Genomic DNA, 25,416 nt, shown 5'->3' with positions numbered 1-25,416 from the left:
GCGCCAGACGTGCTTCTGCGGGCTGTTACGGTCTTTGACCAAGGCAACCAAACGCCGATGGTCAGAAGGCGAGACGGTGAGAGATATTCCTGTGCGCATACCCATGACTCGCACGCGGGCAGGCAAAAGGGAATCCCGATCCGGACTCTTATGTCAGGCAGGAACCACTAGTAGCCGTCAGTCAAGATCGAATGCATATCGGGCGAGTATCCGTTGCGATCGCGGACGCTGATCGGCGGCAAATGTCAGGAATACACCAGAGACTATTATGAGGCCCGTGCTCTCGCCGTCCTGCTCTACGGTCTCAGCTTGCAGCGGCAAGCGGCGCTTTCTTGGCAGGGGGCGGCCGGCGGCGCATGCGGCGCTTGGCTGCGACCTTCAGCGCAACCGGCGGATCACTCGACAACGCGCCCAGAACGGCTTCGACCATGCCATACGCCACAAAATCGGCGTTGATGTCATTGGCCAATTTGACGGCTGCCTCTTTGTCGTCGCCGTCCTCCGACCAGAACACGATGCCTACCCGCAGCGCCGACTTGGCACGTTTCAGCCGACGAATCAGGAAACGGGCGTGTTTGACTGAGTCCCGGTTCAGGAATCCGGCCACCACGGTGTCGACAGCGTCGAGTTCGAGCCGGCGAATGCTCGCCGGTTCCATGTCGGCAAAGCTCGCCTTCGAGACCGTCGCCCCTTGGATTTCGAGCACCTGCGCCAGCATGGCGGCGGCGGCATCGTCGAGTTCCCCGCGGCCGCCGGCACAAAGCACCGACATGTCCGTGCCATCCGGCAGTTCAGTGTCGTCCTCGCCCTCCCCGTGAGTCTGCTTGTCCTTGTCCGCTGTGGCAGGCTCGGCCGCAGCCGGATCATCGTCCTCCTCCGCTTCCTCCTGTGCGCTGTCGTCGAGGTTTGCCACCAGGGTCTGCGCACTGGCCGCCACCTGCCGTCTTTGCTCATCGCCCATGACACCGCGCACGCGATCCTGTTCGCCGAGCAGAAGTGCGGGAATGGCGACCTTGTCATAGAATTCGAACAGATATTTTTCCTCCAGCATCTCCTCGGCGTGATCTGTGGCTTCCTCTGGATCGCCGGCCAACAGCCGTTGGTAGAGCCGAGCGTGGGGCTCGAGCACGGGTTCGTTGCCGAACAGAACGTCGAGGAATTCGAACTGCGGCACGTGCCTGCCGAGCACGACGAGACAGACAGTGAGCGGCGTCGACAGAACCAGGCCCAGCGGGCCCCAGAGCCAGGTCCAGAAGATAGCCGCAACGATGATGGCCAATGGTGAAAGCCCCGTTCGTGAACCGTAGAGCCACGGTTCGACGACGTTGCCGGTTATCATTTCCATGGCCACGAACAGCCCGGCGGTCCACAGCACGAGCGACCAGCCGGGAGCCACGGCAAGCGCCAGGAACAGAGGCAGCAACGCACCAATGATCGGGCCGATATAGGGAACAAAGCGCAGCGCCAGCGCCAGCAATCCCCACAGCAGTGCATTGGGTATGCCCAGAACCCAAAGCCCTGCCGTAATCGGTATGGCATAGACGATATTCACGACCAATTGCATGAGAAGATACCGGCCGAGCCGCTTGCCGGCATCCTGGAGCGCCTCGGTGGTTCGATGAAGATCGCCATAGCCGACGAGGCGTATGAAACGATCGCGCAGGTCCTCGCGCTCGAGCAGCATGAATATGACGACGACGATGATCAGACCGGCCGATGCCAGCGGGCTGATCAGCGGGCCGATCAGGTTCTGGAGAACCTCGATCGGCCTTTCGCGCGCGATGATCTCGACAGGCACTGGCTCGCGCCGTGGCTGATCCGTGGCGGGCTGTGAGGTTTCCTGCCTGTCGAGTTCCTGGCCAACGCGTTCGATCACCCCGCTCAGCCCGGCAATGATGCCTCCGCCGACGCCGGTCTCCTTCAAGGATCGGACCTTGGTCAGGATATTTGACTGGTAAAGCGGAATGTTCTGCGCCAGTTCGCTGACCTGCGTGGCGACAATGAAGGAGAACAGCGCAAGGACCATGAATGCGCCCAGCACACTGGCGATGACCGCAGGAACACGGGGAATGCCCACCCGTTTGAGTGCCGAAACCATGGGTGCAAGCGCAAAGGTAAGCAGCAGAGCGACTGCGATCGGCAGGAAAACCTCGCGCCCGAAATAAAGGGCCGCAACCGCCGCCACGACAGTCGCGACCGTGGGCAGTGACATGCGCGGGAAGGCCCTGGCAGTGGAAACGATGCCCACCAGCCCGGGCTCCGACGGGTGCATGCCGTTTCGACGATTGGCCGCCACTTAATGCCTCCACCCTGCCAAGACCATGATCAGATATACTTAGTCGGCGCGCAAAGTTTACCGTCCAGAGGATGATGCCAGGCCTCAGGCCACCCGGGCTAGCGGGACGGAGGGCAAAGCCTATCGGCTCAAGAAAGATCGCTACTGCTTAGATTGAGATTACCGCGCGGTTATTGCGTAGATTGGTAGACATAAACCTCTCGCAATTATTCCTGTGAGGCTTCTTCGTGGATCATTTAAGGTGCCGGAAAGCTTTGCCGCGTTCCGCTGCCTTCGCCAAGGGCCTCTACTTAACGACCACCTCAGCAATCATTTCCGATACCCGGTGGTTACGATCGGGCCATACCGGATGACATACTATGGACTAGGCTCGTCATTGTGGCGACGCTACGACGTGGCAGACGACCCGTCGGACGACCCCGGCAAACGATCGCGAATGGCTTCCTCGGTTCTCTTTGCGGTCGATTCCACAACTTTGCCGACCTTGCCTGCTAGGGTGTCGGCATCTCCACCCGAGCCCTGCCGGTCGGCCTCTTCCTTGACCGTTTCGTAGGCCCCGGCGGCAACTTGCTTTGCTTGCTCGAGGCCCGTCTCGAAAACCTCCTCTGCGCTGTCGACAAGTTTGTCGCGGTAGACGCCAAGTTGCTCGTCCTCTGTGGCTGTGTGGGGCAGCATCACCCCGATAGCAGTGCCCAGAGCGAGGCCGACTGCAGCGATAGCCAGCGGTTCGCGCTCGAAGAGGTCCTGTGCTGATTGGCGCGCCCGCGCCGTCATCTCACTGGCGCTTGAACCGAGCTGCCCGGCGGATCTTGCCATCCTTTCCTTGGCGGCCGTCGCGGCGTTTGTTGCAGCTTCGGCCGCGCCGCTTGCAACTGACGTAACCGAATCGGCGGTGTCGGCGAGGATCTTCCCAATTCCGGAACCTTCGCTACCCTGGCTGAAATCATCGGTGTGCCGCTCAGAGAAGGCGTTGGCCTCTTCGCTTGTTCGATAAGCGTCGGCAGCTGACGTGCCACTGCCGAGCATCAGCCAGGCCAAGCCGGCTCCAATCAACGTGAGCGGCAACGGGTTGTCCCTGACTTGCGACTTGAGATTGCCAAGCATGACCGATCCCTCGCCGCTGACGAACATCCCAGCAAATTCGTCGATCAGTTGACCCGGTGTCATCTTGCTGCGGATCGAATCGGCAGTGTCTGCTACTTTCGCCCGGGCGATGTCGGCATCGCGTTCGAGCTCGGCTGCGGATTTGTCGCTCATCTTATTTGATCCTTGATCACGCGCGCGTCGCGCTTGAGTTGGTCTTGTGTGCGATCAGGCGTGAGCTCGGAAGGAGCCATGCTTGCCGTGCCAGAGCGCAAGAGAATGATTCCCAGTATTGCGACGACGACCCCGACCAGCAGCGAGGACCATCCCGCTCCCAGGCCGGCACTCGCCAAGGCGATCACGAGTGCCTGCAAAAGCACCATCAAGGCCGCGAGAAGGCATATGGCGCCTCCCAGAACCTCGGCCGCGCCGGCGCCGGCTTTGCTTATTTTTTCCGACATTTCGGCCCGCAATAGCCTACTTTCGGTTTGAAGCAGGGTTGTGACCTGCTGTGCCAGATCGCTGACGAGGGTTGCGAGGCCGCGACTTTCCTGATTGTTGGTCACGGGTTCTGCTCCGGGCCTGCGCCGGTCCAGTCATCACCGGCCAAGTGATCGTCGCGCTGGTTGGAGTGGGCCGGCGTCGGGTAGGAGGCCTCTGCCGATCGCAATCCTGGCTCATCTGATTTCGAAGCCATTTCGGAAGGCCGTTCAGTTCCCGATCGACGCTGTGTTTCGGTCGAAGCAGATGGCGGCGAGCTCTTGATAAACCGCCCCAGTGCCAAGCCTGCCAATACGGAGCCGGCGATCAGCGTCGCTGAGTTTTCGCGGCCGAACGACCGCAGCTCGCCAAGAACATCTTCGAATGGTTTGTCCTTCAACGAAGATGAAAGGCGTTCAAGTCCGCCAGCGGCATCGAGAGTGAGCTTCGAAGCGGTCCGTTGATCATTATTTGCCAGATGCTCGCTTGCCGCTCGCAACGCTCCGCTGAAGGCCTTTAGGTTAGCGCTGATATCGCGCTGTGTCCCCTCGGCCTTGTCCAACAACGCCTGCTTCGCTTCCGACGCGTAGTCGCCCGCCTGCCTGGTGAGTTCATCGCGAGCGTTATCCAGCGCCTCTGTCGCGGTCTGTGTTTCCTGCTGAAGCCGTTCGGACAGCTCGCTTTTGACTGTTTCGAAATCGGCCGGGCTACGGCCCTGATCGTCTTTGCGCTGCATGGTCTCTCTCTTAATGGAATCCGAGGAAGGAGAGGATCGCGAGCACGACAACGACAAGGCCGATGAGATAAATGACGCTGTTCATGGTGGCAATCTCCTCCCATTGCCTACGAACTTGCATGCGGCAAACAAGTTCCATCCTCTTCAGCTAAATTAGCGATAGTGAAGTCAGCACCCTAACCGGCGAGCCTCGCATGGATTTCTATCGGCAGACGTGGGTCAAAATTCGCGGCTAGGGATGCGACCCCGCAAGAATTGGAAACGATAGGGCGGACCGGCAATCGCCAGCCCTCTCGTCATTTACGCATCGCTCAGCCGTTCGACCGGTTCGATGCCGGGATTGGCAAGAGGTTCCCCCTCGTGAACAAGCTGGGAACGTAATCGCACAACCGCTTCCTCACTCGTCAACACGCGAGCCGCGGTCTGTTTTGTGGCTGGCGCGTGCGTAATACTTCTTGCGTACAAACACGCTCAGTGAGCGCGATGGGGAGATGAACCGCGAAAGGCACCTCCCCCGCAGAGATTCCAAGTTCGGTTGCGATTTGCTGTTCACGTCTCGCCTCAAGCGAACCTCGATGCCGATATTCTGCGGATCCGGTGACGCACCCCACCGATGACAGCCACCGCGTCGCTCTCCCGATTTTTTTCCGCAGCATGCTTTATCGTGTCCGTGACTGTGGCGATACGTGCGAGTCTCCTGGTATCTCGTCCAGAAGATTTGGGCCGCTGCTGGCGGGCATCTGGCCATCGGGAGTAAGCTTGTCCACCGCGTCGGGTAGTTCTCTTGTGAGCCGATCGACAAGTTCGTCATGGGATAATCCTGTTTGCTCAGCCAGATCGCTCAACGTTTGCGGATCGATAGCTTTCTCAACCTCGTCGCGCTGAATAGGCCGGTTTGATCCCTTACTTACCCAAGAATCAACCTGACCGCCCGCACCCGCATTTCTGAGACGGTCTAGGATCTCGCCAAGGCCGCCGAGGGAACCGGCGCTACCTTTGGGATCTGCCGAGTTCTTACCGGTGATCAACTCGCCGATCTTGTCCCTATTCTTGTAGGCAAGCAGGCCAAGCAACGCTATTGTGACTTTTCCGATGTCGAGGCTCATTTCGCATCTCCTTCCATGAAGAAGGGACAAGGCATTCGGCTTTGAAAGGTTCCACGGCAGTCGCTGCTGGTCTTGGGACGAAGGTGAGCGGAACAAGCAGCCACCTGCGGAATTGTGTCGGTACAGCGGAGGCTGAGCCGACTCTCGATGGTAGGCTTCGTTCGCTCCTCATCCGCCGGCACACGCACAGTTGCATGCCAAAGGCCAAGCTTGGCGATGCGGCCCCGGCCTCCGGCCGAGGCCGCGATCTTTTGGTGGCCAACGGACAGCGATCAGCGGACTCTCCGCTTTTTCCTCGCGAAACTTTTCATTCCCTTTCTCAGAAGAGCGGACGCTTCCGTGGCGTCGCGCCAGCCTTTCAACCTGATCGTCTTGCCGGTGCCCAGCACCGATGACTGGAAGAACTGTTCGATCTCGCGGCGCAGGTCTTCGGGCACGCGCTCCTCCATGGCCGGCTTGTCGGGCGAGTCCTGTTTATGCGGGCGAAAGACATAACGATCGTTACGGAACTCCGAGCCTTCGGAATCCTTTTGTTTGATGCGAAGCGCTCCAAGCAGGTCGCAATTGATGACGACGCCGGGCGCGGACACCGCCTGATGGATGATTAATCCATCCAACGGGTCACCATCCTCTCCGATCGTCGACGGTACGAAGCCCCAATCGTAGGGATACGTGTTTCCAACAGGCAGCGGGCGAGTGAATTCGAACACGCCGGTTTTGGGATCGTAGGAAAATTTCGCTGCAGCGCCGCGCGGCGTTTCGACGACGACCCTTATTTGGTCGCCATTCATCGTCGGCAGCTTCTCGTAGTTCGGCATCGTTCAGGTGCCCTTGTGCCATGCTGCTCAATCGCCCCGATTTTTGTTGTGCTCACTTTCTTGATCTTTACCGCGAAGGATGTTGCGGTCGCCTGGGTCGACGAGGTCGGGCGTGTCGGTCTTCAGATCCGAACCCTTCCGCCGCGCCTCGCGCTCGGCAGGCGGTCGCTTCAGCTCCGCCTCGGCGTCGAATTCTTTGGGTGCGTTCTTCGTGTTCTCGCGTTCCTCGATGATGCGCATCTGCTGACCATGGGTTCTGCGTCCGGTCATCGCTTTCTCCTGTGTCCGTCGTAACGGCATTTGGACTCGATCGTTCCCAGCATGCGCGAGGACTGGATGCGGCACTGGCGTGATGAACGAGGCGCTGTGGCATCGGAGTGGAGGGAGGCGCAACTGGCCGCGGCGAGCGAGCAACCGCTCGGCTCGAGCCGCCTGAGAGCCAGGACACAGGGCTACGGCTCGCGCTCCGCGGCCTGCTCAGAACTGGAAAGCTTCCGGCGCACCGCATCGTCGGTCTTGTTGGCGGTGGACCTGACGACGTCGCTGACCCTGTCGGCCAGCGTGCCTTCGCTCGACGCTTGCCGTCCGGCTTCCTCGCTGGCTGTCCGATAGACGTCGGCTGCAACCTGCTTTGCCTGATCGACGCCCTCTTCAAGTGCGTCTTCGGCCTTGTCCCGAAGCTGTTCGCGATAGCGGCCCAATTGCTCGTCCTCGACTTGCGTGTGGGGCAGCATCGCGCCGATCGCGGCTCCGATGGCGAGGCCGACGGCGGCCGCTGCAAGAGGCTGGTCCTCCATCAACTGCTGCGCGGAACGGCCGGCCTTCGTCGCCATGTCAGCCGTGGCGGCCGCAGAGTTCGTCAGCGTCTGCGCTGCGCCGCTTGCCATGTCGGATACGGTGTCGGCTGCGCCGCTCGCCATGTCAGACATGGTACCGGCTGCATCGCTGGCCATTCCAGAGAAAGTTCCGGCCGCACCGCCGGCCATCTCGCCAGCCGAGGCCGAGGTGTCCGAAGTCATGGCCTCCATTCCAGAGTCGGACGCGCCGTCGCGTTGGCCGGAACTGCGGCGCGTTGCATAGCCCGGAGCAGCGGCTGCGGCGGAAGCGCCGCTGCCCAGCATCAGCCATGCCAGCCCGGCACCGATCACGGTCAGCGGCAAGGGATTGTCCCGCACTTGGGCCTTCAGGTTGCCGAGCATCTCGGCGCCTGCACCACCGCTAAAAAGCCCGGCGAGCTCGTCAAACAGTTGGCCGGGCGTCATCTTGCCTCGAATGGATTCGGCCGTCGCCACCACCCTGGCGCGCGTGGCCTCGGCCTCGCGTTCGAGTTCGGCTGCGGATTTGTCGGTCATCTCGCTTGTTCCTTGATCACGTTCGCGTCGCGCTTCAACTGCTCCTGCGTGCGGTCCGGCGCCAGCGCGGAAGGCACCATGCTCGCCATGCCGGTCCGCAACAGGATGACGCCCACCACAGCGACGACCACCCCGACGAGCAAAGCGGACCATCCGGCACCCAGACCCAGACGCGCCAGGGCAATGACCAGTGCCTGCAACAGAACCAGTAGAGCGGCGAGAAGGCATATGGCACCGCCCAGCACCTCGACTGCACCGGCTTCAGCCTTGGTGACGCTCTCCGATATCTCCGCCCGCAGCAGCCTGGCTTCCGTCTGAACAAGCGTGCTCACCTGCTGAGCCAGATCGCTGACCAGCGTGCCGAGACTTGGATTATCCTGAGTGTTCATCTTTCCAGCTCCGCTGCCTGTCCGGAAACGCCGCCGTCGGAGCCCCAATTGGGCGCCGCGTTGTCCCCGGACTCGCTTGTTCTCACACCGGTTTGTCGGGCCGGCCCGGCCGCGGCCTCAACCGACCCATACCCTTTGGGCGGGGAAGTCTTCATGAACCGTCCGAGCGCCAACCCGGCCAGCACCGAACCGGCAATCAGCGCGCCGGGATTCTGGCGGCCGAAGGACTGAACGTCCTCCAGCACCTGCCCCAACGGTTTTTGTCTCAACGAGGACGAAAGGCTTTCCAGTCCGCCGGCGGCATCCAGCATGAATTTCGAGGCCGCGCTTTGCTCCTTATTGGCCAGATGATCGCTTGCGGCGCGCAACGCGCCGCCGAATGCCGCCAGGCTCGATCCGATATCGCGCTGCGTTTCCTCGGCTCTTTCGGATAGGGCGTCCTGTGCTTCCGACGCGTAGTCGACGGCCCTTCGGGCAATCTCATCACGAGCGTCGTGGAGCGCCTCGGTGGCGCTTTGGGTTTCTTTCTGGAGTCGATCGGAGATTTCGTTCTTCGCCTTGGCGAAGTCGGCGGGCTCGCGACCCTGATCATTCTCGCGCTGCATGTCATCCTCCTAGTGAAAGCCGAGGAACGGGAGCACCGCGAGCACGACGACGATGAGACCGATGAGATAGATGACACTGTTCATGGCGCAGGCTCCTCCTTGCCTGTACCAACTTCGCGCCGGCTGCGATGTTCCCTTGGATGATAGCTTTTTTGTAAGTGGCTATTTACCTTTGGCTGCGCTCTCAAAGCGGGAAGCTCTTCATCCGGGCAGAGCAGCCGCGGGTGCGCCAGATCGGAAATGTCGAGCTTGTCCCAGTCTATGCGATAGAGGCCATCGCGGCTGCGCAGGGCGAAGAAATCGAGCAATGCAGTACCGAGGGTTGAGGCGGACAGGCCTTGCCTCAGCTTCGGCGATCAATCCATCCACCTTGCCGACCTTGACCTGCTTGCGGTCGACAACCTGCTTGTCCAGAATACCGCGCAGCACCTGCATCGGCGAAGGCGACGAAGCAGGGCGGTAGAGGCCGAAGGCAGGCGCTGTCTCACGCTTCGCGGTGACGTCACCAGGCGAGCCTTCTGCCGCAAGGTGGTCGAGCAGACAGTGAAGGCCTTCGGCGGGATCGACGTTCTCGTCAACAACGCCGCCTTCCAGGTGCACTCGGCCGACTTCGCCGATCTCACCGAAAAGCATTTCGACACCACGCTGAAGACCAACCTCTATGGCTATTTCCATATGGCGCAGGAAGCCGTGCCGCACATGAAACCGGGCTCGGCGATCGTCAACACCGGCTCCGTCACCGGCATCGAGGGCTCCAAGGAGCTGATCGATTATTCGATGACCAAGGGCGGCATCCATGCCTTCACCCGGGCGCTCTCCCTCATCGGCAGGGCATCCGCGTCAACGCGGTGGCGCCGGGCCCGGTATGGACGCCGCTCAACCCGTCGGAGAAGGAGGCCGGAGACGTCGCGCAATTCGGCGCCCGGACGACCATGAAGCGGCCCGCCCAGCCGGAGGAGATCGCACCGGCCTATGTGTTTCTAGCCTCGCCGCAATGCTCCAGCTACATCACCGGCGAGATCCTACCAACGGCACAGGCAACACGTATCCTGGTGGCAAGCGCCGCCAAGGGTGAAGTGTCGGCCGACGACAAGGCCTATCTTGCGAAACTGGTCGCCGCCCGCACCGGGCTTTCGGAGGCCGATGCCACCAAGCGCGTCGACACCGTCATCGCCGGTCTCGACGACGCCAGGAACAAGGCGAAGGCGGCTGCGGACTCGGCCAGGAAGGCAAGCGCTACTTTTGCGCTGGTCGGCGCCCTGTCGATGATTGTGGGCGCTTTCATCGCCAGTGTCGCGGCAGCGCTTGGTGGCCAGCAACGTGATGAAGACGAGGCACTGTTCGTTCGCGGCTGACAGCCTCACTCGTAATCTTGCCGCCCCGGCGCGGGCACATTTCGACGTCACTGCTTAACAATGATGCGCTGCTTGTCGCGATTCTGAGCTTAAGTGCCCTTGTCGTAGGCCGTTTGCGCCTCCAACTGGTCCTTCGTGAAATTCGTGTAGAGGTAGCGGTTGCCGTTTTTGTCGGTCATGAACTTGAGGTTCTCCATGCCGACGGCGACCTTCTTTTCGCCGATGCCGAGAAAGCCGCCGACATCCACGATGATGGCATCGACCTTCTTGTCGCCGGTCAGGATGACGTCGCCGATTTCGCCGACCTTCGCATCGTCCGCGCCATAGACATTGGTGCCGATCAGATTTGCCGCGCTGATTTTCTCGGTCGGCATCTCGGTCACGACTTGTCGATAGACGCCGTCGCAGTCTGGTCCGTCTTGGCAGGAGCCGTTTGACCAGCTGTACTAGTGGCGGGCTGGGTATTGGCGGATGCCAAGGCGGTGTCATAGGCCTTGGTGTCGAAGTTGGGTTGAGCCTGAAGCTCTTCCTTCGTGGTCTTGGCGACGAGCCAGCGCTCGCCTTTCTTGTTGACCCATTCGATCTTGCTGAAATCATAGGCGACATTCTTCTCGCCGACACCGAGGAATCCCCCGACCCCGATGACGATCAATTTGGCTTTGCCGTCCTTGTCGAGGACAATGTCGTTGACGTCCCCGATCTTCGTCGCGTCATCGGCCGTGCTGTCATAGACAGCCGCGCCCATGATCTTGGACACGAGGCTTCCATCGGTCACGGGCGCGACGACCGCGGCTTGCGAAGCGGACTTGGTCTTGTCTTCGGCGTAAGCGCCGACGGTGCAGAGCGCAGTGGACAGCAGCGCGGCAGTCGCCGCGGTCACCAATATTTTCCGGATCATGATAGATTTCCTTGTAAGTCGCCTGGGTTGATGGACTGCCGTTGTATTTGCCGGCGTCCTTTCGACCAACGGGTGCAATTGGCTTGCGTTCCGCGCCTGGGCCTACGGTCCCCGTCGGCATAGACTGAAGTTGCATCAAGAGCGCTCAGGATGGCCCGTCGGAGCGGCTTTGAGCTTCACTGACCAGTTCTTGCCGGCAAACAATCCTGCGACCCGTGTCGAAATCAGCGCCTGTCGCCATTCCTTGGGCGGGTGGGCGATTCCGTGGGGATGCGACAGTCCACAATTTGTAGACTTCTGCGATGCATCGGCAGTTAGTGACTGCTGTCCCGGCTAAGGAGGGAGAGCCTGGCGGACCGGGAGGAAAACGATGTCTGCCCAAAAAGAAGACTATCGAACGAACAGAGCCGATTATGCGATCGCCTCTATGCAAGGCCGTTCGGCAGCTGATGACGATCGCAATGCGACACTGGAAAGAAGAGAGAAATCTCTATGGCTAAGAGATCCGCGACTCGCCAGATTGGCCGCAAACCCGTGTGAAAGTTTGCCAAGACCGAGAGTCAGACCCCGCGCGGTTAGTTAGCGGCACCGGAGTCACTGGCCGCCCAGCGAAGGCACTCATAGTCCGGCCTAAAGCGCCGCGCTAGCCGGGCGAAGTCAAGCGCGATCTTCCGTTCGCCGGTAAGGGAGCCACAACCCGCTGCGTATCCGTTTATTCCATTAGCGATGACAATTATGGCCGTCGCCTGAAGACATCGCCCGCGCCAAAGTCATGACCATTACTATAGTGGCCGCCGCCTGGTCCTTATCCAGCCTCTGGCCGTTCTGATGACCGCAACTCTCGCGGACTATGTAGTGAAAAGGCGGACTGCCGGCAAATGGGTGATCATTTCCCGCAGTTTCTTGAACAGCTTTCCATCTTCCTTGGTGGCGGCCCGCACCTGAACGGCAACCCAGCCGGCCTTCATGGTGGCCCCGACATGACAATGGCAAACAACGGCATGTAGCTGCCAATCCGATACCTCGAAGAAGCGCCTGGCTTCCCCGTAAGTGTCGTTCTTCAGTCCCTGCGCGCGCAAGATCGGATCGGCGAATGCGATGCTCAGCGGAGATTGAAGACAATGCGCTTTGTCACGTACATTCAAGCTCATGTATTCGGTGCCGGGGAGTGCTCCGAGGCACCGATCCGGATCCCGCTCGAGAAGCGAGGCCCAATATTCCAATCGCTGGTTTCGTGTCATGGGCGGATAGGCCACGTCGACCTCCGCGACTGTGTGCAGCTCTTCGAGAGTTTGGTGTTTCATGGCCGTCTCCTGCTCGCCGGTTGCTCTGCCTGCAGCACAGCGCGCAGGTAGAATAGGTCAAATCTGCATTTTGCCGGAAAGTTCCATCGGCAAAAAGATTTGTTACGAATGGAGCTGGACCCTACTTCGCGTTAACCATAACCCCTTTCTCTCAATCATCTCGGCGGTACTCACCAGCATGTGATGCACATTCCCTGCGTGGCCGACCGCGACGAATTTGGGCCGAATCTGATGCCTGGATTACATGACTTCGGTGAACGGCGGCGCCTTTGGTGGTTGGCCCCTTCGGCTACCAGCATATCGATCCGCGGGTCATGCCGCAGCAACATGCGCTACGATCCTTCGTGCGCCATCCCTATCATTTTCATCTGATCGGGTCGGCATTGAAGCGCCGTAGCCGCAAATGAAGCGGATTAACCTCGTCGACACGCTGCCTTCCTTCGAGGGATCGCGTGACAGGACACGTTCCTCCTTATCGTCGGATAAGGCCTCGTCGCCACAGGGGATTATCGACGTCTTCCTCGGGAAAAGTTCCTTCCGTTTCCCTGGCGTCCGGTTCTCAACGTCCAGCTGTCGGGGAGGATCTTGTCGCCTTCAACCGTGGCCCAGTCCTGCTTCTCGATGGTTGGAGCCTCGGTCTCGTCTTCTCGTGCGTTTCGCTTCCTGTTGCGCGGTTCCATGTCGCTCTGCAATGTTGGGGCCGCTTGTAGGCGGCATGTACTCCATCGAGAAGCCGCCCACACGGTTGGTTGTCCGTTGCGCAATTCAGTACACGACAGCCTCCCCGGGTAAGGAGTGGAACAGCAAGGCGCTGCCCGACTTATTGTGCGAAGCCGGGAAATCCTTATGCCTCGCAAGCTTGATCTCAGAAGCGGCGCCCCTGTCTGGTCCGCCTATCGCTCGCCCTCAGTGCCCACGAGCCGTCTGACGCGCGATCTGAAGACGGACGTGCTGATTGTCGGCATGGGTATCAGTGGCGCGATGATGGCCGAAGCGCTGACGCGCGCTGGCCATTCCCTGATCTGCATCGACAGACGCGGGCCGCTGAAAGGGTCGACGGCGGCCACGACGGCGTTGGTGCAATTCGAAATCGATCAGCCCCTGACAAAGCTATCTGGAATGATTGGCGGTGCCGCCGCCCAGCAGGCATGGCGGCGCGCGCGGCTGGCCCTGTTCAATCTGCGAGGGGGTATCGCCGAGCTCGGCATACGCTGCCGAGCGGAGAGTGCCCAGTCGCTCTATCTGGCAGGCGCCACGCTCGGCCCCTCGGACCTGCGCAAGGAAGCGGAGGCGCGCCGGCAAGCGGGCATCGGTGCATCGTTCCTGACACGCGAGATGCTGCGCGCTGAGTTCGGCATAGATCGCGCCGCCGCAATTCTCAGCCACGGCAATCTGTCCCTTGACCCGCGGAAGCTGACCTCGGGACTGTTGCTCGAGGCGCTGAAGCGCAAGGCTCGTTACTATGCGCCAGTGGAGGCAACATCGATCAAGGACAATCGCCTGGGTGTGGCGGTCGCCACCCGGCAGGGGCCGACGATCAGCGCCCGGCATCTCGTGCTGACGACCGGCTATGAGCTTCCAGACATTGTGCCGGCGGCATGCCACAGCGTGATCTCCACCTGGGCGATCGCGACGCCTCGCCAACCAGCGCAAATCTGGCCGGGCGCGGCCATGATCTGGGAAGCGTCCGAGCCGTATCTCTATGTCCGCACGACGCCCGACGGGCGCGTGATCTGCGGCGGCGAGGACGAAGACTTCACTGACGAGGAACGACGGGACGCGCTGACGGCGAAGAAGGCGCGTGCCCTTGCGAAGAAGCTTGCGCGGATATTTCCCCATCTCGACACACGAACGGAATTTGCCTGGAGCGGCTCATTCGGATCGACCAGCACCGGGCTGCCCATCATCGGCAAATTGCCAGGACATCCGCGCATCCATGCGGTGATGGGCTATGGCGGCAACGGCATTGTCTTTTCACAGATTGCCTCGGAAATCGTCTCCGCCACTATCGCTGGTGCCGACGACGTGGATGCCGATCTGTTTGCCTTCAGATCGTGATTGCGAGACGCACTTAACCCTCGGCGCGAATGGCCGCGCCTAGACTATTCGATTTGTTCAAACGTGCACTGGCGCGGCGCCTTGTCGAGCCGCCAGCGCAAGAGCCTGGTTCCGTGCCGGAAGCGGTCGCTGGTGACGTGGTCGAAACGAACCTCGACGACCAGTTCCGGCCGTACTGCTTCCCATTCCCCGCTGCGTTCGGTGCTCCATCGGCTTGGGCCGCCCGGCGCCTTGCCGGTGAAGCCCGATCCGCCGCGCCGGGCTTCCAGCCTTTTCGTGATCACCGACCGCTCTTCATTGCCGATGGTCGAGGTGAAACCGACATGGTCGAGCAAGCCATCTTCGTTGTAGAGGCCTAGCAAAAGCGACCCGACCTCCCGCTTGCCTTTCAGGTAGCGGAACCCGCCCACGACACAGTCCGCGCTGCGCAGCCGCTTGACTTTGTCCATCGCGCGTTCGCCAGGCCGGTAGCGCTCATCGAGCATCTTGGCTACGACGCCGTCGGTCGAACCACGGCCGGACCCTTGCAGCCATCTTTTGGCCATGGCGATACTTGTGGTGGCTGGCGAAACCCGCAACGCCGCGTTCTTTGCCTTGGCGACGAAGTTCTCGATAGCCGCGCGCCGATCCGGCAGCGGCAATTTGAGCATGATCTTGCCTCCCGGCGCGCAAAGGGTGTCGAAGAGAATTAGCCGCGCAGGCGTTTCCATGCTCAATTTCCGGATGCGGCTCTCCGCCGGGTGAAGCCGCATTTGCAGCGCATCGAACGAAACCCGTCCGTCAATCTCGATGACAATCTCGCCGTCGACGACGAAGTCGTTGGCATCAAGATCGTGCAGCGCCGCCATCAGCTCTGGAAAATAGCGGCCAAGCGGTTTGCCTGATTTCGCCCGGAGGTCGACCGCTTCACGTCCTTTGAAGGCAAGACAGCGGAACCCGTCCCATTTGGGCTCGTACTGCCAAATATCTTCTTCATCTGGCAGCGTGTCGGCGGTTCGCGCTTCCATCGGCGTCGTCGCAAGAGGCAGCGGAAATGCTTTGCTCGACGTCGCTACCATCGCTCTTCCGTATCGTGATGAGGCAGGTCGACGCCACAGCAGACCCAGCCGAGCCGCTGCGATGATCCGCAATTGTATTGGGGTTCGAGCTCCGCCGGATCGTCGAAACTTCCGACATACAGCGTGATCTCGTCTTGGGCGACATTGCAGCGAAGGGTCAGCGGAGAACCACAGCCCTGGCCGAAGCCTCTCGTGGCAATGGGAGAGGACCGGCGGCAGGCACGCTCTTGATCGAGCCATGACAGGCTAGCGGAAGGCATCCAGGAGAGCACTGCAAAGGCGCTGCCGTTCGGTCGCCGGCACATGTCGCAATGGCAATAGTGAACTTGTGGATCACTGGTGATGCGATAAAGGATCTTGCCGCGGAGACACCCTTCCGTTCGTTCGACGGAAGCGGCGGCAGCGGCAATTTCGAGTCTCTCCATTCCTCTTGAACGCATCGCTGACGGATGTGGTTTCGACGGAACAGCTCTTGAGGCTATGCGTTGGTCCAACTGTCCCGAGGATGAAGGCTTGCACTCGAAATACCACGTCGTCCGTTCCAAACCGGCTCAGCTTGCCCCGGCTCCGTCGGCCGGCGACCGGCTCCGCCCTGCATGCCGATGTCAGCTCCCGGCTTGACCTACGGTCCTCTCGGCGACCATTGCGTCCATCTGTGTGTCGATATGCAAAGGCTATTTGCCGAGCCATCGGAATGGGCGACCCCTTGGATTACAAGGGTCCTTCCAAGAATTGCCGGCCTGGTGGAAAGAAGGGCCGAGCAGACGATCTTCACGCGCTTCATGCCGGCATTGAGGCCGAGGCAGGGCGCCGGCACCTGGAAGCGGTACTATGAGCGCTGGGCATCGATGACGATAGAGAATGTCGGCCCCGAGATGGTCAAATTGCTTCCGCAACTGTCGGCATTTTGCCCGCCGGCGCAGGTGATCGACAAGCATGTCTCGCCATGGCCTGAAGGCAGACTGCAGGCCGCACTTGCCGCTCGCCGGATCGATACGCTGGTCGTCACCGGCGGAGAGACCGATGTCTGCGTGCTTGCTACTGTGTTGGGAGCGATCGACATTGGCTACCGCGTGGTGCTGGTCACCGATGCGCTTTGCAGTTCTTCCGATGCGGCCCACGATGCTTTAATGACCGTCTATCACCAGCGCTTCGCTCAACAGGTGGAGACGGTTGAGATGGAAACTGTTCTTTCGGCCTGGAATTGAAGGGCCGGCCTCAGGCCTCGAGATCGATCAGCGCAATACCAAGTTCGGGCCGTTTCGTGCGGCGCAGGTGGCCGAGCGACTCCACAACGGTGATTTCGAGTGTCGGCTGAACAATGCCTTCCAGCAGATGTCAGCCGCGTGACCTGCCGTCGCTCAGGCCAAGCACCGCGTGGATGTGGAGGCGTTCCCTCCCGCTCTCGTCGAGCCTCTCGCGCTCAGCACTGCGCATTGCTCGTCGACAGGAATCCCTGTTCGACTGGAAATCAAACCAGCCGAGTTGCTCTCTCGAAGGCGCCGACACGGTGAACGAGGCGCTTGCGATGTCTTTTTGACGGCAAAGACCGTTAGCGTTGATCGTCTCCTCGTCGAATCCAGCACGACCACCAGGTTCCTTGTCCGGAAGTTTGGGTTACCAACTTCGATTTCATATCGCCCCGTAGAGTGCAATGATTGCATTCGGAGCAAGCTGCTGGATGCAAACTCCGAAGGGATATCCGAATCGGCCATAATCGGAACGCGATGGGCAAAAAGAAAAAGCATGCGATAGAAAGGCCGAAGACAACCAACCGACGGCCGAGGCGTTGTACTAGCCGCGCAAATGTGGCCTCACGCCAGATGAGGCGATGGACATCCCACATACCCAAGGGCAAGAAGCGCTGTCACAAGCACCTGCGACCGGTCCACAAACATTAGCAGCCACCCTGCGGTACGGGCCCTTACCCCGGTGGCGGAGTAAGCACCACCACCTCCACCTGGTCGGCCGCGCGTCAGCCCTTTTTGTAGCTGGCAATAACCTCGTCCTTGTGCGCGGCAAAGGCTGCCAGCACCTCCGTCTTCTCAGGCTTCGGAACCTTGAAATGGTCCAGGGTCCGCCCGAGTTCCGCCGCGACCTCATCGAATTCCGCCGGAGAGATCCGCAAGTCGCGGTGGGCCTCCTCGAGGCCGAGCGGCGTCGCGCCGGGCCTTGTGGCCACGAACTTCAAGGGGCCACCGGAAACGTCGCAGACCCACAGCGTGCGCATGAACTTGAGGCCGGGGAGCCGTTCGAGGTTCTTGGTGTGCCATTTCCGCAGCCGCGGGTTCTTGGACTTCTGGCCGACGATGGGATTCTTCACGACGGCGTCGCTGAAGTAATCCACCACCGCTGCGATGGCGAACACGCCGCCCAGCCGCTCATACAGACTTTTATCAGGCGTAGTTTGCTTGGTCTGCGCGCGCGCGTTGTTGGCAGGCAATACCGCCGTCGATGCGGCGGCTACCGCCAGCCCTGCGACGACGTTTCGTCTTGTGAACGGAATTGAAACAGCCGTTTTCATCTCTGGTTTCCTTCGAGTTTCGTCAGAGCAAGCCGCAGCCTGTCTGGCGGTTCAAATGAAGTGATTTTGGAACATGTCCTCTTTGCCTTGCCGGCTCGCCTGAGAGACCAACGAGGCCCTCGTCCGAATTATTCCGACTGAGCAGCTTGGCTGATACCCACGCCGGAAGGATGAATGGGCACCATGACCGACATCAGGACGCAACCTCAATGTTCGCGAGGCCGCCGCGCATGTGAAAATCGGCAAAACCGCCCTCACGAGGCCCTCAAAGTCGGATAGAAGCTGCTCAACGGTCGTTTGGTCTGATGGCACTTTTGCGCCTTTCACGCGTTGATGCCTGTTCGATATGCGCTGCGGACAATGGATCGCAATCAGACCTTTTCGAGAGCCGCCCGCCCTTCAAGTTGGCGCACGGCGGATTCACGAAAGCATATCGGGAGCCGTATCAGACAGTTGATCGTTCCCCCCTTTCACCGCGCCTCGCTTCTTGACAGGGGTGGGCCATGAGCTTCGAGGCCCTCTTTTCGACCTCCGTGTGCAACGGCAGCGCTCCGGAGGCCAGTTGGACGCTGGCATCGCCTATCGCGCTGCCATTGGCCGCGATCGCATCGCTCTACGCGATAGGCGCCATGCGGCTTTGGCGGCGGAGCGGGCGTGGACGTCCTCAGCGATTCCGGCAGGCCTTGCTTTTCTCGGCTGGTTGGATCGCGTTGGCGGCAGCGCTGCTAAGCCCGATCCATGCATTGGGCGAGCGCGTATTCGCCGCGCACATGATCGAACATGAATTGCTAATGGCAATCGCGGCGCCTCTGCTGGTAGCTTCCCGCCCGGCTCCCCCGATAATATGGGCGCTGCCGACGGCATTGCGCCAAGCGCTGGGCGCGGCCGGACGTACAAGCACGCTTCGGGCAATGTGGGCTTTCATGAGCCGCCCTCTGGTCGCCACCATCCTGCATGGCGCAACGATATGGGTATGGCACATCCGGGCGCTTTTTGAAGCTGCGCTGCAAGAAGGTCCCTTGCATTATGCCCAGCACGCCTGCTTCCTCGGCACGGGGCTTTTGTTCTGGTGGGCGCTGTTGCCTCGCCCTGGCCGCGAACAGGCCTGCGGCAGAGCGATCCTGCTCCTTTTTCTGACATCGTTGCATACTAGCCTGCTCGGGGCGTTGCTTGTCGTCTCGCCGCGGGTCTGGTATCCGGAAAATGCTGTCGGCTCGAGCTTGTGGGGACTTGTGCCGCTTGAAGACCAGCAGCTTGCAGGTCTCGGAATGTGGATTCCCGCCGGCCTGCTCTATGGCGGAGCAGCGTTGCTGCTGGCCAGTATCTGGATTTGTGCAAGTGCACGGAGGCAGACTTCGCTTCGCGTCATCCAAAGCGGCGCCGATGTCTCAAGGGCTGTTTCGCCTTGACATCAGCGGGATAACGCAAAATCCCATCCGGAAGTGCGCCTTCGATCTCTCCAACGGGATTTGGCCCCGCCTGTTCGAAACCGTCGGTAGTCCGAAACTGCAGCACATCTGGCGCTGCCAGTGCCGCGCGTGCCTCCAGCATTTGGACAAGCTCGGGGCGAAGTCCATCACCTCTGCCAGCGGCCAGGTCATGGAAGGAAGCGAAGGGATACATTCGGCTGATCTTTCAATAGGACGCCGTCCCCTCTTCGGGTCATCCGTTGACATCACAGTCAACGCCCCCGTCATAGGCATGTTCCGGCAATTCCGTGGACTTCGGGCGTAAAATGGTTCGGACGAGACTCGAGCCGCCGAGCCGCGCCGGCTGAGTGAACCATGGCAACATCGCACAACAAACGCGCCACGCCTCTTTGTGGACCGACGAAGAAACGGCAGACGCCCAAACCCAGCAAGACATGCTTCCAGCGCACGCGCCACGATTGAACGGATGCGACTAATAGGAGGACCCCAAAAAGAGCGCGTCCGAGCAGCAACTCAATCGCGAGCTCCCTTGCGCTAGCGTTTTGCCTGCCTTTTGCGGGACCGCATTTCGTCTTGCGGCGGTCCGACGTCCCCTTTCATGCGGGCAAGCTCCCCCATCGGACACAAAAGCCTTGGGCGCATTGGATCGGAGATATCGATCTTGTCCCAAGGAATGCGATAAAAGCCGGCGCTTCGGCGTAGCCGAAATGCGTCGAGGATCGCCGCGCCTATCGCGGAAGCGGAAAGTCGCTCGAATGCGGCGTAGATGCCGACATGGAATTCGACAATCACAAGATTGCGCCCGTCCTGTTTGGCGCGAATTTCCTCGATATGGCCGATGCTTTTTCCGCGCGGCGAAAGAACGCGTCGACCAGCCAACTGTTCGAGATTGATTGTTGCGGCCATCAGCCAGCTCCCGGGATGCGGCCGACGATGTGGTCACGCAGCCAATTCTGCCAATCGAAGATCGCCGTCTCACGGACGTCGATGTCGAATTCGATATCGATGCCGATGTCGTGGATCTTGTTCCAGGCGATCCGATGCGGTTCGCTATGGCGTTTGCCGCCCAGTCTTGTCGCTAGGCCCGCCATCCAGCGTCCGGGGCGGGCTCCAAGTCGACGCGCCAGCGTGATCGATCCGAGTTCGATCGCAACGACCCTTGGTGGCTTGCCGGGCCTTAGTTCGGCCACCAGGCCATCGACCTTGCCGATCTTGACCTTCTTCCGGTCGACCACTTGCTTGTCCAGAATGTCGCGCACAAGATCCATCACGTACCTCCGAAAATCTGTAAAGGGATTGTCACGACAGCCAGCGCGAAGCCAAGCGCGATGACAAAGAGAACCGCGGCATTAGAGATCATCCCATTGCGATGATTGCCGACATAACGCTCGTCGTTCAGCAGGAAGAGGAAGGGAATCACGCTGAGAGGCAAGCTGGCGGCCGTCAGCGCCATGGAGAAAATCGTGAGCCTCAGCGGATCAAGGCCAACAGCGATCGGTAATGCGCTGAGAAACAACGCGGCCGTGTAAACCGTGCTGAAGCCTGGATTGTCGCGCGGTTTCTCGTTCTCACCCCAAGTCCAGCCGAAACCCTGAGCCACGAGATACGCCTGCTGCAGCCCGACTTCGAGCACAGCACCGAAGCAAGCTATACCGAGCGAAGCTGTGAACAGAACAAAGCCCCAGAACCCGAATATCGGGATTAGGATCAACGGCAATTGATGGTAGTCGTCCACCTGCTCTATGCCGTGCGGGGCAAGCACCAGCGCGGCGACAATCAGCACGCTGACAGAAATTGTGCCGCCAAAGGTCATGCCCATCGCCGCAATGGCGCGGTTGGTCCCTAGATAGCTTTCGTCCCACCGGTCCTCGATCGCTCCGGACGAGTAGAACATGAAAAGGTAAGGCGAAATCGACGCCCCAAGAATGCTGACGGCTATGAACCAGTAATTGGTCGCGTCGTGGTTCGGCACGGTCGGCACCGCGCCCGCCACGACCTGTCCCCAATGGGGCTTAAGCATCACGGCGCCGACTACAAAGCACAATGTAACCAGCCCGAGCATCGAGACGCCTTTTTCGATGATGCCGAACGTGCCTTTCCAGAGAAACAACCAAGCCACAAATGCCGCTAGCATTGCCCACCAGTGAAAGCCGATGCCGGTGGCAAGTTCGAGCGCGATGGCGACGCCGCCGATCTCCGCCGCCATGACCAGGAAATTGACGAGCAGGATCGCGAGTAGCGGCCAGAGGAAGGCATTGAAGCCAAATCGCTCCCGAATCCCGTCCGCGATGGTATGCTTGCTCACGGCGGCGAAGCGACCTGCCATCTCCACCAGGAAGATGATGCAGATCGTCCCCAGGGCGATTGCCCAAATCAACTGGAAATGGAATGCCGCACCGGCTTGGGCGGCTGTCGCCAGCGAACCGACTTCAAGAAAACCACCGACGCTGGTGACAACACCCAGCGATATTTCGAGCACCTTCTTCATTGGTCTGGACTGAAGGATTTGGAGGCAACCAGGGCGGCGATCGCGTTTCGAAGATCCAGCTGTGCCTGCTCCACTTTCGCAGGTTTGCCATCCTTCAATCCCGTCTCCGCACTCGCTACCGCCGCCGCCAGGCGACTTATGGCCAGTCGGGTTTGGTCAGGCGTCACAGATGAATCAGTTGACTGGATTTGCGCTTCGGCATCGGAGAGCTTTTGGGCGACTGATTGCAGCGTGCCTGAAGTGTAGTTCAGGGGAACTGTCCCTGCGAGCCAGGCGTCCAGTGTCAGCGATGCCGTTTCCGCCGCGGAAACAGCAGATCTTGATTGCTTATTAATTAGATCTTCAGAGGAAGAGCACGCCGCCAAAACAGTTGAAATTATGATCAAGCATAGAAAATTAAGTTCAACGCAGCGGACTCGACTGGGATTTGCACGACGCATAGCCGAATTGCTACCGTAGGTTACTCTTTGTTAGGCGCAGGACGATCGAAAACACGATCCCAACTAGGAAATCAAGGCGTCCGCTTTTTGTCGAGATAGGCGATCCGCTCCCCGCCGAATGTCTGGCTCGTGTTTTCAATCGATGACTGAGGAAAATGTTCCCGCAGCGCCCTACGAGGCGGGCGGGATTTCCTTCGGCGCATCGGGGTTGCGGTTTGGTGGATGCTGGTCCGAGGTTGGCCAGCCGTCGGGAACAATTGGTCGCGGCGGGGGTTCTGTTTTGTCTTCTACAAGGCTGGCCCGACATGAACCCGCCGTAACCGATCACATAAAAATAGAGAAATATGAGCACCCGACCGGCGGCTGGGGGTCGCTCCGCTCGCTGGCCCGCAAGGCGCGTAGCGAAGGCCTGCTGCTGTCGGGGATATGGAGCACGCTGCTCAAGCAAAACAAGGCAGACGGCTACATGTGCGTTTCGTGCTCATGGGCGAAGCCGGCTCAACCAAGGCCTTTCGAGTTCTGTGAAAACGGAGCCAAGGCCACGATGTGGGATCAGACGAGGCTGCGATGCGGACCTTCATTCTTCGCAGAACATAAGGTCGCGGACCTGCTCGAATGGCCGGACCGGGATCTGGAAAAACAGGGCAGGCTTACTGATCCGTTGCGTTACAATCCAGTGTCGGACAGGTACGAGCCGATTAACTGGGACAATGCATTCCGCGAGATTGCAGCAGAACTTCGGCGGCTCGATCCGAAATCGGTCGTTTTCTACACCTCGGGTCGAGCCTCGCTGGAGGCTTCGTTCATGTATCAGCTTTTCGCGCGCATCTACGGTTCGTCAAACCTGCCGGACTCGTCCAACATGTGTCACGAATCGACTTCGGTCGGCCTGCCCGAGTCGATCGGCTCTCCGGTTGGGACTGTTCAACTCGACGACTTCTCGAAATGCGACATGATGTTCTTCTTCGGCCACAACACCGGCGTCACGGCGCCGCGGCTGTTGCACCCGCTGCAGGAAGCGCGTCAACGCCAAGTGCCGGTATTCACTTTCAACCCCTTGCCCGAGCGAGGGCTGAAGCGGTTCAAGAATCCGCAAAACCCCATTGAAATGTTGTCGCCGGGACCTGGAACCAAGATGTCCACCGACTTCTTCCAGATCCGCTGCGGTGGCGACATCGCAGCCATGACGGGTATTGCGAAGGCTGTGTTGGGACTCGACGACATTGCGCGTCAACATGGAAACACGCGTGTCTTGGACGTCGATTTCGTCGCCGAGCACACGCATGGTTTTGCCGAATTCGAAGCCTATCTACGCGATACCAGCTGGGAGGATATCGTTAGACGTTCCGGTATCGGACAGTCCGATCTGGAGCATGTCGCCGAAATCTACAGCCTTTCGAGTGCGGTGATCGGCAATTACGGCATGGGCCTGACGCAGCACAGGCACGGCGTCGAGAACGTCCAGATGCTATGCAATTTGCTGCTGATGCGCGGCAACATCGGAAAGCCTGGGGCCGGCATCTCACCCCTGCGTGGCCATTCCAATGTCCAGGGCCAGCGCACCGTCGGGATATCGGAGAAACCCGAGCTCGTCCCGTTGGACAAGCTCGCCGAGTTCTACGCCTTCGAGCCACCGCGCGAAAAGGGTTTCGATACGGTCGAGACGTGCGAGGGAGTCATTGGCGGATGGGTGAAAGGCTTCATCGGCCTGGGAGGCAATTTCGTCCGTGCAGTACCGGAAACCGGCCTGGTCGAAAAGGCTTGGCGTGGACTGGGCATTCATGTCGAGATAGCAACCAAGCTCAACCGCAGCCATCTCCTCCCAGGCGCCGTCACCTATCTTCTTCCGTGCCTCTCGCGGCTGGAAAGTGATCATCAAGCGACCGGCGAGCAGACCGTCTCAATCGAAGATTCGACCGCCTGCATCCACGGCTCCTTTGGATCGCGACCTCCCGCTTCGCCAAACTTGCTCTCGGAGCCGAAGATTATCTCCGAACTCGCCAAGGCCACGGTGCCCGACAAAAGCTCCGTTCCATGGGATCAGTGGGTCGCTGACTATTCGCGTATCCGCAACGAGATCGAACGGTGCTTTCCGCAGCACTTTCGCGATTTCAATAACCGGTTTCTCAACCCAGGCGGCTTTCATCGCGATATCAAAGCATCGAAACGCGTGTGGGAAACACCGAACAAGAAAGCCAATTTCAAACTGCCGGCGATGCTCGAGGCAAATCCCGATATCGATGTGTCAGGTGATAATGTGCTGACGCTGATCACAGTCCGTTCCAATGACCAGTTTAACACCACCGTTTACGGCTATAACGACAGATTGCGCGGCATTCACGGGATACGCATGGTGGTGCTGATGAACGAGGCGGACATTCGGCGTTTCGGCTTGAGCGCAGGGCAGGAGGTCGATCTCGAAACCCATGCGGAAGACGGTGTGGAACGGCGCGTATGCGGTCTTCGGGTCACACCTTATTCGATTCCCGAGGGCAACTGTGCTGGCTACTATCCAGAACTCAATCCGCTGGTTCCACTTTGGCATCGAGCAAAGAAGGCTCATGTTCCAGCCGGAAAATCGATACCAGTTAGAATTGTTCCCGAAAAGACCCGAGCCAATGTAGCATAGATCTCGTTCCGACTTGGCTGCTAGCTCTTATGACCGTGGTCAAGCGTGGTAGATGAACTTTTCCGCCCCATGTCTTTGCCACAGGATGTTTGCCGTTGATGGACAGCACGGGGACGGGATGAGCCCTTGAGACGACGGTCGATCATGCTCTTATCCGCGGGTTGGCTACCGCACTTCCGTAATCCGTCTTGGGCTATCCTTGTCTAGAGTCGGGCGTTGGGCCGTTGCCCAGCCACATAGCTAGCGCGGGAATTCCCCACCGTGGCCACATCCCGTCTCCGTGCTGTCCCGGTTGTTCCGCCGGATTGAAGCCGGTCAATTAGCTTCAATCCGGCGGCGCCCGTGGGAGACGAGCGTTTGCTGGAAG

24 protein-coding genes and 2 pseudogenes are annotated in these 25,416 nt (G+C 60.0%); 6 read left to right on the top strand and 20 right to left on the bottom strand.

Annotated features, from left to right (window positions below):
- Positions 1-304 precede the first annotated feature (304 nt).
- The 11 genes from EN859_RS33385 to EN859_RS33335 form a co-directional block, all read right to left on the bottom strand.
- Positions 305-2,296: an AI-2E family transporter gene (locus EN859_RS33385; protein WP_189502415.1), complete on the bottom strand. Its 1,992-nt coding sequence runs from the start codon at positions 2,294-2,296 to the stop codon at positions 305-307.
- A gap of 387 nt (positions 2,297-2,683) precedes the next feature.
- Positions 2,684-3,553, bottom strand: coding sequence for a hypothetical protein (locus tag EN859_RS33380; protein WP_127856861.1), 870 nt, complete (start codon positions 3,551-3,553; stop codon positions 2,684-2,686).
- Positions 3,550-3,945, bottom strand: coding sequence for a phage holin family protein (locus tag EN859_RS33375; RefSeq protein WP_127856862.1), 396 nt, complete (start codon positions 3,943-3,945; stop codon positions 3,550-3,552). Before EN859_RS33375 ends, EN859_RS33380 begins: the two co-directional genes overlap by 4 nt.
- On the bottom strand, positions 3,942-4,595 hold the full coding sequence (locus EN859_RS33370) for a hypothetical protein (RefSeq protein ID WP_189502414.1): 654 nt from the start codon (positions 4,593-4,595) through the stop codon (positions 3,942-3,944). Before EN859_RS33370 ends, EN859_RS33375 begins: the two co-directional genes overlap by 4 nt.
- Before the next feature lie 659 nt (positions 4,596-5,254).
- A complete protein-coding gene (locus tag EN859_RS33365) occupies positions 5,255-5,701 on the bottom strand; it encodes a YidB family protein (RefSeq protein WP_127856863.1) in 447 nt (148 codons plus the stop codon).
- Between the two features lie 272 nt (positions 5,702-5,973).
- Entirely contained in the window at positions 5,974-6,519 is a 546-nt protein-coding gene (locus EN859_RS33360) for an inorganic diphosphatase (RefSeq protein ID WP_127856864.1), read from the bottom strand.
- A 27-nt stretch (positions 6,520-6,546) separates the two neighbouring features.
- Complete coding sequence (locus tag EN859_RS33355) at positions 6,547-6,789, bottom strand: hypothetical protein (protein WP_127856865.1); 243 nt, start codon at positions 6,787-6,789, stop codon at positions 6,547-6,549.
- A gap of 182 nt (positions 6,790-6,971) precedes the next feature.
- The gene (locus EN859_RS33350; protein ID WP_127856866.1) at positions 6,972-7,871 is read right to left on the bottom strand and encodes a DUF3618 domain-containing protein; all 900 of its coding nucleotides are present in this window, start codon (positions 7,869-7,871) and stop codon (positions 6,972-6,974) included.
- Positions 7,868-8,260 carry a phage holin family protein gene (locus tag EN859_RS33345; RefSeq protein ID WP_127856867.1) on the bottom strand — a complete coding sequence of 131 codons (393 nt, stop codon included), beginning with the start codon at positions 8,258-8,260 and terminating at the stop codon, positions 7,868-7,870. The genes EN859_RS33350 and EN859_RS33345 overlap by 4 nt, the downstream gene beginning before the upstream one ends.
- Entirely contained in the window at positions 8,257-8,865 is a 609-nt protein-coding gene (locus EN859_RS33340) for a hypothetical protein (RefSeq protein WP_127856868.1), read from the bottom strand. Before EN859_RS33340 ends, EN859_RS33345 begins: the two co-directional genes overlap by 4 nt.
- 80 nt (positions 8,866-8,945) lie before the next feature.
- Entirely contained in the window at positions 8,946-9,173 is a 228-nt protein-coding gene (locus EN859_RS33335) for a hypothetical protein (RefSeq protein WP_127856869.1), read from the bottom strand.
- 145 nt (positions 9,174-9,318) lie between these two features.
- Between EN859_RS33335 and EN859_RS33330 the strand changes: the two are divergent.
- Positions 9,319-9,893: pseudogene (locus EN859_RS33330) on the top strand (SDR family oxidoreductase); the annotation flags it as partial.
- 3 nt (positions 9,894-9,896) lie between these two features.
- Positions 9,897-10,220, top strand: a pseudogene (locus tag EN859_RS33325) (hypothetical protein); the annotation flags it as partial.
- An 89-nt stretch (positions 10,221-10,309) separates the two neighbouring features.
- Here the strand turns inward: EN859_RS33325 and EN859_RS40605 are convergent.
- From EN859_RS40605 to EN859_RS33310, 3 genes are all read right to left on the bottom strand, one after another.
- On the bottom strand, positions 10,310-10,594 hold the full coding sequence (locus EN859_RS40605) for a PRC-barrel domain-containing protein (RefSeq protein ID WP_348632961.1): 285 nt from the start codon (positions 10,592-10,594) through the stop codon (positions 10,310-10,312).
- A 5-nt stretch (positions 10,595-10,599) separates the two neighbouring features.
- On the bottom strand, positions 10,600-11,118 hold the full coding sequence (locus EN859_RS40600; protein WP_348632960.1) for a PRC-barrel domain-containing protein: 519 nt from the start codon (positions 11,116-11,118) through the stop codon (positions 10,600-10,602).
- An 848-nt stretch (positions 11,119-11,966) separates the two neighbouring features.
- On the bottom strand, positions 11,967-12,422 hold the full coding sequence (locus EN859_RS33310; RefSeq protein WP_245525836.1) for a hypothetical protein: 456 nt from the start codon (positions 12,420-12,422) through the stop codon (positions 11,967-11,969).
- Between the two features lie 846 nt (positions 12,423-13,268).
- Here EN859_RS33310 and EN859_RS33300 point away from each other — a divergent pair.
- Positions 13,269-14,480, top strand: coding sequence for an FAD-binding oxidoreductase (locus EN859_RS33300; RefSeq protein ID WP_127856871.1), 1,212 nt, complete (start codon positions 13,269-13,271; stop codon positions 14,478-14,480).
- Positions 14,481-14,524: 44 nt separating this feature from the next.
- Here the strand turns inward: EN859_RS33300 and EN859_RS33295 are convergent, their stop codons facing one another.
- Positions 14,525-15,538, bottom strand: a complete 1,014-nt coding sequence (locus EN859_RS33295) for an ATP-dependent DNA ligase (protein ID WP_127856872.1) — start codon at positions 15,536-15,538, stop codon at positions 14,525-14,527.
- 602 nt (positions 15,539-16,140) lie between these two features.
- Between EN859_RS33295 and EN859_RS33285 the strand changes: the two genes are divergently transcribed.
- Positions 16,141-16,746 carry an isochorismatase family cysteine hydrolase gene (locus EN859_RS33285; protein WP_127856882.1) on the top strand — a complete coding sequence of 202 codons (606 nt, stop codon included), beginning with the start codon at positions 16,141-16,143 and terminating at the stop codon, positions 16,744-16,746.
- A gap of 767 nt (positions 16,747-17,513) precedes the next feature.
- Here the strand turns inward: EN859_RS33285 and EN859_RS33275 are convergent.
- The gene (locus tag EN859_RS33275; protein ID WP_127856874.1) at positions 17,514-18,062 is read right to left on the bottom strand and encodes a group 1 truncated hemoglobin; all 549 of its coding nucleotides are present in this window, start codon (positions 18,060-18,062) and stop codon (positions 17,514-17,516) included.
- A 503-nt stretch (positions 18,063-18,565) separates the two neighbouring features.
- On the opposite strand from EN859_RS33275, the gene EN859_RS33270 reads away from it, so the two are divergent.
- Entirely contained in the window at positions 18,566-19,471 is a 906-nt protein-coding gene (locus EN859_RS33270) for a cytochrome c oxidase assembly protein (protein WP_127856875.1), read from the top strand.
- A gap of 555 nt (positions 19,472-20,026) precedes the next feature.
- Here the strand turns inward: EN859_RS33270 and EN859_RS33265 are convergent.
- From EN859_RS33265 to EN859_RS33250, 4 genes are read right to left on the bottom strand one after another with little or no spacing between them, the layout of a single operon-like run.
- Complete coding sequence (locus tag EN859_RS33265) at positions 20,027-20,398, bottom strand: hypothetical protein (protein ID WP_127856876.1); 372 nt, start codon at positions 20,396-20,398, stop codon at positions 20,027-20,029.
- Positions 20,398-20,760 carry a hypothetical protein gene (locus EN859_RS33260; RefSeq protein ID WP_127856877.1) on the bottom strand — a complete coding sequence of 121 codons (363 nt, stop codon included), beginning with the start codon at positions 20,758-20,760 and terminating at the stop codon, positions 20,398-20,400. The genes EN859_RS33265 and EN859_RS33260 overlap by 1 nt, the downstream gene beginning before the upstream one ends.
- Positions 20,760-21,980, bottom strand: a complete 1,221-nt coding sequence (locus EN859_RS33255) for a divalent metal cation transporter (RefSeq protein ID WP_127856878.1) — start codon at positions 21,978-21,980, stop codon at positions 20,760-20,762. Before EN859_RS33255 ends, EN859_RS33260 begins: the two co-directional genes overlap by 1 nt.
- Positions 21,977-22,420, bottom strand: a complete 444-nt coding sequence (locus tag EN859_RS33250) for a hypothetical protein (protein ID WP_127856879.1) — start codon at positions 22,418-22,420, stop codon at positions 21,977-21,979. The genes EN859_RS33255 and EN859_RS33250 overlap by 4 nt, the downstream gene beginning before the upstream one ends.
- A 142-nt stretch (positions 22,421-22,562) precedes the next feature.
- Here EN859_RS33250 and EN859_RS33245 point away from each other — a divergent pair, with 142 nt between their 5' ends.
- Complete coding sequence (locus tag EN859_RS33245; RefSeq protein WP_127856880.1) at positions 22,563-25,049, top strand: FdhF/YdeP family oxidoreductase; 2,487 nt, start codon at positions 22,563-22,565, stop codon at positions 25,047-25,049.
- The last annotated feature ends 367 nt before the right edge of the window (positions 25,050-25,416 follow it).

Source organism: Mesorhizobium sp. M00.F.Ca.ET.216.01.1.1 (assembly GCF_004010325.2).
Lineage (GTDB): Bacteria > Pseudomonadota > Alphaproteobacteria > Rhizobiales > Rhizobiaceae > Mesorhizobium.
Note: the sequence above shows the minus strand (reverse complement) of the source record. Positions and strands in the feature narration are given on the sequence as shown.

Excerpts from the sequence above, each read along its gene's own strand:
- EN859_RS33370 (WP_189502414.1), bottom strand. The coding sequence starts at position 4,595 with ATGCAGCGCAAAGACGATCAGGGCCGTAGCCCGGCCGATTTCGAAACA.
- EN859_RS33245 (WP_127856880.1), top strand. The coding sequence starts at position 22,563 with ATGACTGAGGAAAATGTTCCCGCAGCGCCCTACGAGGCGGGCGGGATT.
- EN859_RS33270 (WP_127856875.1), top strand. The coding sequence starts at position 18,566 with ATGAGCTTCGAGGCCCTCTTTTCGACCTCCGTGTGCAACGGCAGCGCT.
- EN859_RS33250 (WP_127856879.1), bottom strand. The coding sequence starts at position 22,420 with ATGCGTCGTGCAAATCCCAGTCGAGTCCGCTGCGTTGAACTTAATTTT.
- EN859_RS33360 (WP_127856864.1), bottom strand. The coding sequence starts at position 6,519 with ATGCCGAACTACGAGAAGCTGCCGACGATGAATGGCGACCAAATAAGG.
- EN859_RS33255 (WP_127856878.1), bottom strand. The coding sequence starts at position 21,980 with ATGAAGAAGGTGCTCGAAATATCGCTGGGTGTTGTCACCAGCGTCGGT.
- EN859_RS33310 (WP_245525836.1), bottom strand. The coding sequence starts at position 12,422 with ATGAAACACCAAACTCTCGAAGAGCTGCACACAGTCGCGGAGGTCGAC.
- EN859_RS40600 (WP_348632960.1), bottom strand. The coding sequence starts at position 11,118 with ATGATCCGGAAAATATTGGTGACCGCGGCGACTGCCGCGCTGCTGTCC.
- EN859_RS33350 (WP_127856866.1), bottom strand. The coding sequence starts at position 7,871 with ATGACCGACAAATCCGCAGCCGAACTCGAACGCGAGGCCGAGGCCACG.
- EN859_RS33355 (WP_127856865.1), bottom strand. The coding sequence starts at position 6,789 with ATGACCGGACGCAGAACCCATGGTCAGCAGATGCGCATCATCGAGGAA.
- EN859_RS40605 (WP_348632961.1), bottom strand. The coding sequence starts at position 10,594 with ATGCCGACCGAGAAAATCAGCGCGGCAAATCTGATCGGCACCAATGTC.
- EN859_RS33300 (WP_127856871.1), top strand. The coding sequence starts at position 13,269 with ATGCCTCGCAAGCTTGATCTCAGAAGCGGCGCCCCTGTCTGGTCCGCC.
- EN859_RS33365 (WP_127856863.1), bottom strand. The coding sequence starts at position 5,701 with ATGAGCCTCGACATCGGAAAAGTCACAATAGCGTTGCTTGGCCTGCTT.
- EN859_RS33275 (WP_127856874.1), bottom strand. The coding sequence starts at position 18,062 with ATGAAAACGGCTGTTTCAATTCCGTTCACAAGACGAAACGTCGTCGCA.
- EN859_RS33295 (WP_127856872.1), bottom strand. The coding sequence starts at position 15,538 with ATGGTAGCGACGTCGAGCAAAGCATTTCCGCTGCCTCTTGCGACGACG.
- EN859_RS33345 (WP_127856867.1), bottom strand. The coding sequence starts at position 8,260 with ATGAACACTCAGGATAATCCAAGTCTCGGCACGCTGGTCAGCGATCTG.
- EN859_RS33285 (WP_127856882.1), top strand. The coding sequence starts at position 16,141 with ATGTCAGCTCCCGGCTTGACCTACGGTCCTCTCGGCGACCATTGCGTC.
- EN859_RS33265 (WP_127856876.1), bottom strand. The coding sequence starts at position 20,398 with ATGGCCGCAACAATCAATCTCGAACAGTTGGCTGGTCGACGCGTTCTT.
- EN859_RS33260 (WP_127856877.1), bottom strand. The coding sequence starts at position 20,760 with ATGGATCTTGTGCGCGACATTCTGGACAAGCAAGTGGTCGACCGGAAG.
- EN859_RS33380 (WP_127856861.1), bottom strand. The coding sequence starts at position 3,553 with ATGAGCGACAAATCCGCAGCCGAGCTCGAACGCGATGCCGACATCGCC.
- EN859_RS33340 (WP_127856868.1), bottom strand. The coding sequence starts at position 8,865 with ATGCAGCGCGAGAATGATCAGGGTCGCGAGCCCGCCGACTTCGCCAAG.